Genomic DNA, 5,410 nt, shown 5'->3' on the forward strand with positions numbered 1-5,410 from the left:
TTGTAGAACAGCCATTGCGACAGTTCGCCGAGTCCCCAGACGACGGCGGATCCAACGATTACGATCACTGCAAGCGTGAGCAACAGTGTGATCAGCATCGCCGCCAGCTTCGCAATCCGCCTTTGCAAAGCCATTTGAACGGGCAAGACCAGCGCGAGAACGAACAATGAGAATGCAACTGGCATAAAGATTGATTTGGCGAAATACAACAATGCGAGGACGAGGATGCCGGTTGCAACAGGATGAACCGCCCCGCGACCGCTCGTTTCTGTCATTTCTGGCTTGTCGTCTGTCGAGCGCAACGGTCGCAATCTCCGGAACGGAAGTGGCCACAGCCGAGAAGAAGCCAAGCTCAAATTCCGGCCGGAAGCCTCAACGGCAGCGGCCGGCATGAACTGGCCGAAAACCATCCGCACGGGCCAGGCAAGCGTTGGAGAAGGTGCGCAGGCGCCCACTCCGGCTCGCACAAACCGGAGCAAACTCTCGAGTACAGGCTATCGGCTGGGGCGGCCGCGACATGCGACACTGGCCATTGCTCACCACCTGGAATCCTTGGGCGCGAGCCATGCACGCGTTGCCAAATGTCTGCAACCTTTCACCTCGTCGACCGCAAACAGGTGCATGCTGGAAGGTGCAGGCCTGGGGTCGCGGGGGAACAGGACGAGGATGATCGACGGCGACAGTGCATGCCGACAACAATGCAGCGACAAGCAAGCACGTGCTCGGGCGGGCAAACAGGCGTTGCACCTGCTTCATCTCACTTCTCTTTCGGACCGCCCTCGACGCCTGGCTCCGCCTACGGCAAATGCAATGCACGCGGTAAGGACGAGGCCGCCTAACAATCCTGCGATGCCAACCCCGACAAGGATTGCCGGGGTAAGGACGCCAACGCCTTGCGCCGTGGCGTCCACCGCGCCTTCCACCTTTCCGACAATACGGGCGAYGCCTGGCAGCTGTCCGGCCAGCCAGGTCAGAACCAGTCCGCCGATCGCGCCCGTCAAGGCATCGGCTTTTGCGCCCAGACGAAGACCCGTCCATCGCCCCAGAGCGAGGCCGGCCGCTGCACCACAGATGACCTCTATTGCGAGTACGACAGCAGTCTCGAATGCGCCCATCGTTCTGTCCACGTTGCTAGGCGATCGGCTCACGCGATTCCTGAGCGGCGTTGAACCTTATGCGGCTTTGGACGCCTGACTAAGCGCCTCACGAAGGATCTGCTCCTTCGTCTCGTCCAGCGATGTCTTGAGTACGACGCCACCAAATCCCTTGATTGCGCTCAGCACCTTGTCGGCGGTCATTCCGTGGACGAGCACGAACAGTGCGGCATTTCCCGGCTGCAAGGTGGCCGACAGATCCTTCATGAAAGCATCGTTTATTCCGACGTCGGTCAGTGCGCCGCCAAGCGCGCCGGAAGCGGCGCCAATCGCCACACCGATGACTGGATTGAGGAAAATGACACCGATGAGCAGCCCCCAGAAGCTACCGGACACAGCACCAGTGACGGTGGTGTTCATGATCTGGTTGAGCTTTACGTTGCCAGCTTCCGTCTTGGTCGCGATCACGGCGTCGCCGATGTTGATGAGATATTCCTTCTGCAATGCAAACAGGCGCTGGCGCACCTCTTCAGCCTTGGCTTCGGAGGGGTAGACTATGACGACAAGGTCGGACATGGGGCCTCCACTGCGAAAATCGATGGGATCGAGATGCGCTCACAAGATTGCGGGATGCCATTTTAGGTCTCTACCAAAGCGAAGAAATTAGCCGGGAATCCCACGCCTTTGCGGTCCGTCCCTTTTTGACCGCAGCCTAAGACGTCAGAACGGCTTCGACTGGCGCCGGATCGCCGCAGGCAGTTACTTCATCTCAATGGTACGCAGCCGTCATCCGGAGGTCTGCATGAAGCGGCATTGTCTGATCGGGCTTCCGCGAAGGGGGAGAGCGCATTGGGAATTCGAACAGGGAACAGAGCACCGCCGAGTGACATCAGAAGATGGAAGTGGGGCACAACGGGTCATGCGTCGTTCGCGCCCCGCGAGCGTTACGGCGGAGCAAGATACGAAACACGATCATCGGCATGGCGCCTCGAAGATTCGGCCGTGCCGATCCCGGTATCGACAATATCCGCGACGGTCGGCCGCCGCTCCGATCAAGGTACCCGCGACGGCCCCGATTGCACCGCCAACGACCGCATTTCGCACGTCGTTACCGCCAGCTGCTGTTCCGAGCGCGGCGCCGCCAACGCCCCCGATCACAGCGCCTTTTTCCGCGTTGGTGCAGCCTGTCAAACCTGAGGCGACTGCAAGCGCAAGAGCCAATTTCCTCATAATGGTCTCCTCGTAGCTGCCTGGCAATCTTCAGCGATGGCGCACCCGGATGGGGCGGAAAGCGTAGTGCGTTAGGGCCATCGTCTTCATTCGCAGCTGTCAGCCTTTCATGAGTGCCCCAACGAACCCGGCCAACACAATCAGGACAAGACCTCCCAGCAGCCCTGCTATTGCGGCTCCGATCAACATGGTCGGCGTCAGGCCATCGGCGTGGTGGCCGATGAGGGGCCCAACACCTGGTATCCGGGCGGAGGGCCATACAAAAAGCAGACCGCCAATGCCGCCGATTATGCCGTCGGCTGTCCTACCAAGGCTGAAACTTGGCACCCGGCGGCCGAGCGCAATTCCGCTTGCAGCGCCGCAGACGAACTCTATGACCATGGTTGCGACGGCCGGCATGGCTACGCGTCCAGGAATTTAGAGAGCTCCACCATAGAACCCCACAATGCCGATTCTAGCGGACGAGCGACGCCTTGAGGCCGCGCCGCCATATTTTCCGATCTCCATCAGGATTTTCGCAGTCATGACGAGGACAATGGTCGAGTTGCTGCACACCTTATCCGAGCGGGCGCGCGAAGAAATTAGCTGAGAATCCCGTGGTTGAGCTCTACGTCCCCTTATGAGGTGGCAACAGCTCACTGCCCCTTCGGCGACGCTCGAAGGGCCGAGCTAAAGAGCCTTCGTCGACCCGCACAGCGATCTGAAATGTGTTGGTCCGGCGCTGGTATCAGGCTATCTTATCGGCGTGTATGCAGGGTACGAGTTTTGCACTCATGGATGGATAGGTTCCGTGAACAACGACTCTCTCGAAGCTACAAGTGCGACCGATTTTCGCCAGAAACGGCGATCCGAGTTGCTGACTTTCTTCGTCCTAGCTTTTGGCATTTGGCCGATTGCAGCCGTTGGCGCGGTCGGCGGATACGGTTTCCTCATCTGGATGTGGCAGATTGTCTTCGGCCCGCCGGGACCTCCCCACGGCTTGCATTGAGGGTCGGCGATGGACCAAGCCCGCAATCTTAGCCGCCGCAATTTTCTGCAAGGCCGCACCGTTCCGGCCTTGGGCATCCGGCCTCCAGGCATGTCGAACCATGGTCTTGATACATGCACGGGCTGCGCAGCCTGCGTCGAAGCTTGCCCGACAGGCATTATTTCTCTCGTTCACGCCTTTCCGGCTCTCGATTTCACCGTCGGAGAATGCACCCTTTGCGGTGAATGCGCGAAGGCCTGCCCGGAGCCCGTGTTCAGCACAGACACGCCGCGAAGATTCGCGCATGCGGTCGCCATATCTGCGTCCTGCTTTGCGAAGTCCGGCATCGCCTGCCAGTCCTGCCTCGACGCCTGTCCCGAGCAGGCGATACACTTCCGGCCACGCATTGGCGGTCCCTTTCTTCCAGAACTGAACGAGGACGCCTGCAGCGGATGCGGGGCGTGCATCGGCGTTTGTCCCGCCAGCGCGATCGGCGTGAGTGAACGCGCCAAGGACGACATCCATGCCTGAGGATCGGCGCTACCATCACATATCGAGCGCTGTCGTCTCGGTGCTGCCGACGAGGGGGGATGATGTCGCGGCGCAGCTGTCAGCGATGCGCGATGTCGAGGTCTATGCACATGAAGGCGGCAAGATCGTCGTCGTCATCGAGGGCACGAGCACAGGGGCGATGGGCGACTATCTCACCCAAATCGCGCTGCTCGACGGGGTTATTGCTGCGAACATGGTGTTCGAGCATATCGAGGCTGAGGAGGGCACCGGGCAATGACGTTCGAATTGACGCGGCGCGACATCCTGAAAGCCCATGCAGCGGGAATAGCCGCGGCGACCGCAGGGATTGCGCTCCCTGTGTCCGCCCAGCCCGTGCCCGGCGGCGTGAGCGCGCTTGAAATCAAATGGTCCAAGGCCCCCTGCCGCTTCTGCGGCACCGGATGCGGAGTCATGGTCGGCGTCAAGGAGGGCCAGGTCGTCGCGACCCACGGCGATATGCAGGCCGAAGTTAAGCGCGGCCTGAACTGCGTCAAAGGGTATTTCCTGTCCAAGATCATGTATGGCGCCGATCGGCTGACCACGCCGCTTTTGCGCAAACGCAACGGCGTGTTCGACAAGGAAGGCGAGTTCGAGCCGGTCTCCTGGGACGAGGCTTTCGACGTGATGGCCGAAAAGTGCAAGCAGGTGCTGAAGGATAAAGGGCCGACGGCAATCGGCATGTTCGGCTCCGGCCAGTGGACGATCCATGAAGGTTATGCCGCGACCAAGTTGATGCGGGCCGGCTTCCGCTCCAACAATCTCGATCCCAATGCCCGTCACTGCATGGCGTCCGCCGCCTATGCTTTCATGCGGACATTTGGCATGGACGAGCCGATGGGTTGCTACGACGATTTCGAGGCCGCCGATGCGTTCGTGCTGTGGGGTTCGAACATGGCCGAAATGCACCCGATCCTGTGGACGCGACTGGCGGACCGGCGGCTCGGCCATCCGCATGTGAAGGTCGCGGTGCTGTCGACCTTCACGCATCGCAGCATGGATCTGGCCGACGTGCCGATCATATTCAAGCCGGGTACGGATCTTGTCATCCTCAACTACATCGCGAACCACATCATCACGACGGGTCGCGTCAATGAGGCATTCGTGCGCGACCACACAACCTTCATGAAGGGCGCAACCGATATTGGCTATGGTCTCAGGCCTGAACATCCGCTGGAGATAGCCGCGACCGGCGCGGCCAACGCCGGCAAGATGGAGCCCATCGACTTCGATGAATTCAAGGCGTTCGTGTCGGACTACACGCTCGAAAAGACCGTTGAACTGACCGGCGTGGAGAGGGAATTCCTCGAGGAGCTTGCAGAACTCTATGCAGACCCCAGTCGCAAGGTCATGTCGCTCTGGACCATGGGATTCAACCAGCATGTCCGTGGCGTGTGGGCCAACCAGATGGTCTACAATATTCATCTGCTGACCGGAAAAATCTCCGAGCCCGGCAACAGCCCGTTTTCGCTGACCGGGCAACCCTCGGCCTGCGGCACAGCGCGTGAGGTCGGAACATTCGCGCATCGCCTGCCGGCAGACATGGTGGTGACCAACCCCGAGCACCGCG

Annotated in this window: 7 protein-coding genes and 1 pseudogene; 4 read left to right on the forward strand and 4 right to left on the reverse strand. The window is 60.4% G+C overall.

The window, feature by feature from the left end; all coding sequences use genetic code 11:
- From ACXJ7R_RS24095 to ACXJ7R_RS24110, 4 genes and pseudogenes are all read right to left on the reverse strand, one after another.
- A pseudogene (locus ACXJ7R_RS24095) lies at window positions 1-302 on the reverse strand (AI-2E family transporter); the annotation flags it as partial.
- A gap of 870 nt (window positions 303-1,172) precedes the next feature.
- Window positions 1,173-1,670, reverse strand: a complete 498-nt coding sequence (locus ACXJ7R_RS24100) for a DUF1269 domain-containing protein (protein WP_095089034.1) — start codon at window positions 1,668-1,670, stop codon at window positions 1,173-1,175.
- 396 nt (window positions 1,671-2,066) lie between these two features.
- Window positions 2,067-2,324 carry a glycine zipper domain-containing protein gene (locus tag ACXJ7R_RS24105; protein WP_095089560.1) on the reverse strand — a complete coding sequence of 86 codons (258 nt, stop codon included), beginning with the start codon at window positions 2,322-2,324 and terminating at the stop codon, window positions 2,067-2,069.
- A gap of 99 nt (window positions 2,325-2,423) precedes the next feature.
- Entirely contained in the window at window positions 2,424-2,723 is a 300-nt protein-coding gene (locus ACXJ7R_RS24110) for a hypothetical protein (protein WP_457154022.1), read from the reverse strand.
- A gap of 391 nt (window positions 2,724-3,114) precedes the next feature.
- Here ACXJ7R_RS24110 and napE point away from each other — a divergent pair, with 391 nt between their 5' ends.
- The 4 genes from napE to ACXJ7R_RS24130 form a co-directional block, all read left to right on the forward strand.
- Window positions 3,115-3,312, forward strand: coding sequence for a periplasmic nitrate reductase, NapE protein (gene napE / locus ACXJ7R_RS24115; RefSeq protein WP_457154023.1), 198 nt, complete (start codon window positions 3,115-3,117; stop codon window positions 3,310-3,312).
- A 9-nt stretch (window positions 3,313-3,321) separates the two neighbouring features.
- Complete coding sequence (napF, locus tag ACXJ7R_RS24120) at window positions 3,322-3,822, forward strand: ferredoxin-type protein NapF (RefSeq protein ID WP_457154024.1); 501 nt, start codon at window positions 3,322-3,324, stop codon at window positions 3,820-3,822.
- Window positions 3,815-4,081, forward strand: coding sequence for a chaperone NapD (locus ACXJ7R_RS24125; protein WP_457154025.1), 267 nt, complete (start codon window positions 3,815-3,817; stop codon window positions 4,079-4,081). Before napF ends, ACXJ7R_RS24125 begins: the two co-directional genes overlap by 8 nt.
- Window positions 4,078-5,410: molybdopterin-dependent oxidoreductase (locus ACXJ7R_RS24130; protein ID WP_457154026.1), on the forward strand; the 1,333-nt coding region annotated here is incomplete at its 3' end. The genes ACXJ7R_RS24125 and ACXJ7R_RS24130, both read left to right, overlap by 4 nt.

The organism is Mesorhizobium sp. P5_C1, assembly GCF_054049815.1.

Excerpts from the sequence above, each read along its gene's own strand:
- ACXJ7R_RS24100 (WP_095089034.1), bottom strand. The coding sequence starts at position 1,670 with ATGTCCGACCTTGTCGTCATAGTCTACCCCTCCGAAGCCAAGGCTGAA.
- ACXJ7R_RS24105 (WP_095089560.1), bottom strand. The coding sequence starts at position 2,324 with ATGAGGAAATTGGCTCTTGCGCTTGCAGTCGCCTCAGGTTTGACAGGC.
- ACXJ7R_RS24110 (WP_457154022.1), bottom strand. The coding sequence starts at position 2,723 with ATGCCGGCCGTCGCAACCATGGTCATAGAGTTCGTCTGCGGCGCTGCA.
- napF (WP_457154024.1), top strand. The coding sequence starts at position 3,322 with ATGGACCAAGCCCGCAATCTTAGCCGCCGCAATTTTCTGCAAGGCCGC.
- ACXJ7R_RS24125 (WP_457154025.1), top strand. The coding sequence starts at position 3,815 with ATGCCTGAGGATCGGCGCTACCATCACATATCGAGCGCTGTCGTCTCG.